Raw genomic sequence first — 2,429 nt, forward strand, 5'->3', positions numbered from 1 at the left:
AGTATATTCATGCGCATCTGTAAAAAGTGTCGCACTTCAAACTTGATACTAAGCTTCATCTCACGTATACAACCATTTCTTAAACTTTGGAGCTAAGGACATTAAATAGGGAATGAGCACCGAAAAAGCAATATAGAACAGAAACGCTAAATAGTAGCCTTTTTCGATGAACAATCCTGCTTTCCTTTTCAAGGAGCGATCTACCCCATCCGTCTTGTTTGGGTCAATGAAAGCAAAGTGTCTACATGGCTCAATATAGCTTTTAAAACATAATTCACGAAACAGGTCTTTACTACAAAACAAAACGTTACCGCATTGTTTCGCAACATAGTCTTTACAGTAAGTTGCGGAGTCTAGTTTGACTGACAGATAGTCTGTACCATTATCAAAAAGACACTTCTTAAAATTCAGTAAAGCATCACTTCTAAACTGCTCATTTACACTATTTTCGAAAGACTCAACCTCTTCAAGTAAAACTGGGACATAAAGATAGCTCCACAACGCTATCCAGACTGAGCTTAAAATTAACCAAACTTTCTTTATGTTCATCTTTGAAGCCTAACGCCGCGTTAAGGGGTGAACAACGCAAGCCACCAAACCTAAATTATTGTGCCATAAACACTAAAGCTAAACTTAGAACCAAAATTGCCAAGCGTTGAGAATCCCTCTTGAACGCTTTGTTATGTGCGTGCTAAACGGTAGCGCCTTACCGTACCCTCACTCTCATCTGTGTAGTTACCGAGGTATTCACCACCACAGTTTTCGATGATCTTTTGAGATGCGGGATTGTCTATTGAGCAAGTAACAATAACTGAATCAGTGACAACATGGTCTCGCACCCAAGCAAGCAGAAATGAGGCTACACCCTTACCACGAGCTGACGGTCTAGTTTCGTAGCCAATATGACCAATGACATTTTCTACGTTGGCATTAGTACCTTTGCGAACTCGGATTGCACCTAAAATTTCGGAGTTCGATACACAGTAGTAAGTTGTGCTAGGTAAATATCCCTTTGGTAACTCGGAGATTGCCTTTGAACGTTCGACCAAACCTGACAAATAAGCTGTCGGATCTTGCTCCACACCCGAATATTTTGGAATACCCGACTCTAGGCATTCTTTCGCATAACTCGCTAATAATGGGGCCAAATCAAGGTTGGCCTCTATCACTTCCATGTCAATTTTCCTCATAAGCACATAACGCCCTGTTAAGGTGTGAGCAACGCAACACCGATGCTGCCGCATACCACCTTAAACACTAAACACAACGCATAGTAAAAATGCCACGCGTTGCGAATCACTCTTAAACAGTTTGTTAGTCGCGAGGCACCGAGCGACAATTTTAAGCCAAACTAAACTTTGCGAACAACGAACTTTATGTGCTTTGATGCATTTAAGTCAGACGTAGTCTCAAAGCGACTATTCAATGAAACCACTTGGAACAACCAACACCGCAGAAAACGGACTGACAACACCAAAAAAGCGCTTTTGGAAAACCAATCTCACAGTGCTGACTTTCAACAACGTCACTGAAACCACGTGGAACTTACAACACCAGAGAAAACGTCTTTTCAGCGAGTATATCTGCTTTTGAACCGACAAGCTCACCGAGCAAAGTTGCAACCAAAAACAGACTCTCGATTGCCCTGCTCTGTCAGCACCAAAGAAAAAAACGCTAGAACACTTGCAAAACTTTGGACTTAAAACAGCTGAAACTGAGTTTTGACCATCGGCGATGAACCTGTGCACCAGACAAGCAACTGCCAGATTTTGAGCTTAGAAACATGATTTTGATTGCTAGCTTTTTCTGGCGACTAACGCCTTGTTAAGGGGTGAAGCACGCAACACCAATGCTACCGCATACCACCTTAATCACTAAAACTAACGCATAGTAAAAATGCCACGCGTGCTGAATCCCTCTTGAACAATTTGTTATACGCGTTCTATCGGTTGTACTTAACCTTGTTCAAAACTTCTTTTAGTTCATGCGTTTTCTCAAGGTTTACACCGTGAATATTGGCTAAAGCACAAACATAATACAAGACGTCATATAACTCTTCTGCGATTGAACCTTTGAGTTCATCTAGCGTTGGTTGCCCACGTTTACCTTTGCGAATTGATTCCGATAATTCGCCAACTTCTTCGATTAGTTTCAAAAAATAATGTTCAGATTGCTCTGGCGCATAATCGAATTCTTTTATATGACTTTGTAATTCTGATAACTTCATAACGTCCTTTTTGTATTATTTTCCATAAAGCGTATAACGCCCAATTAAGGTGTGAGGCACACAATACCGATGCTTCTGCATACCACCTTAATCACTAAACCTAACGCATAGTAAAAATGCCACGCGTGCCGAATCACTCTTAAATGCTTTGTTAGGCTTCTTGGATTCAAGTACGAAGTGCGACACCTCTGAACATAAAAAC

3 protein-coding genes are annotated in these 2,429 nt (G+C 41.0%); all 3 read right to left on the bottom strand.

Features of this window, described 5'->3' with window-relative positions; all coding sequences use genetic code 11:
* Positions 1–60: 60 nt before the first annotated feature.
* The 3 genes from OU793_RS24105 to OU793_RS24125 all read right to left on the bottom strand — a co-directional run bounded on the left by OU793_RS24105 (position 61) and on the right by OU793_RS24125 (position 2,227).
* Positions 61–549 carry a hypothetical protein gene (locus tag OU793_RS24105; RefSeq protein WP_042766423.1) on the bottom strand — a complete coding sequence of 163 codons (489 nt, stop codon included), beginning with the start codon at positions 547–549 and terminating at the stop codon, positions 61–63.
* A 131-nt stretch (positions 550–680) separates the two neighbouring features.
* Positions 681–1,175, bottom strand: coding sequence for a GNAT family N-acetyltransferase (locus OU793_RS24110; protein WP_062858321.1), 495 nt, complete (start codon positions 1,173–1,175; stop codon positions 681–683).
* Positions 1,176–1,942: 767 nt separating this feature from the next.
* A complete protein-coding gene (locus OU793_RS24125; protein ID WP_021452995.1) occupies positions 1,943–2,227 on the bottom strand; it encodes a MazG nucleotide pyrophosphohydrolase domain-containing protein in 285 nt (94 codons plus the stop codon).
* Between the last annotated feature and the right edge of the window lie 202 nt (positions 2,228–2,429).

Source organism: Vibrio sp. VP6, assembly GCF_028823755.1.
In the GTDB taxonomy this organism is placed as follows: Bacteria; Pseudomonadota; Gammaproteobacteria; order Enterobacterales; family Vibrionaceae; genus Vibrio; species Vibrio parahaemolyticus.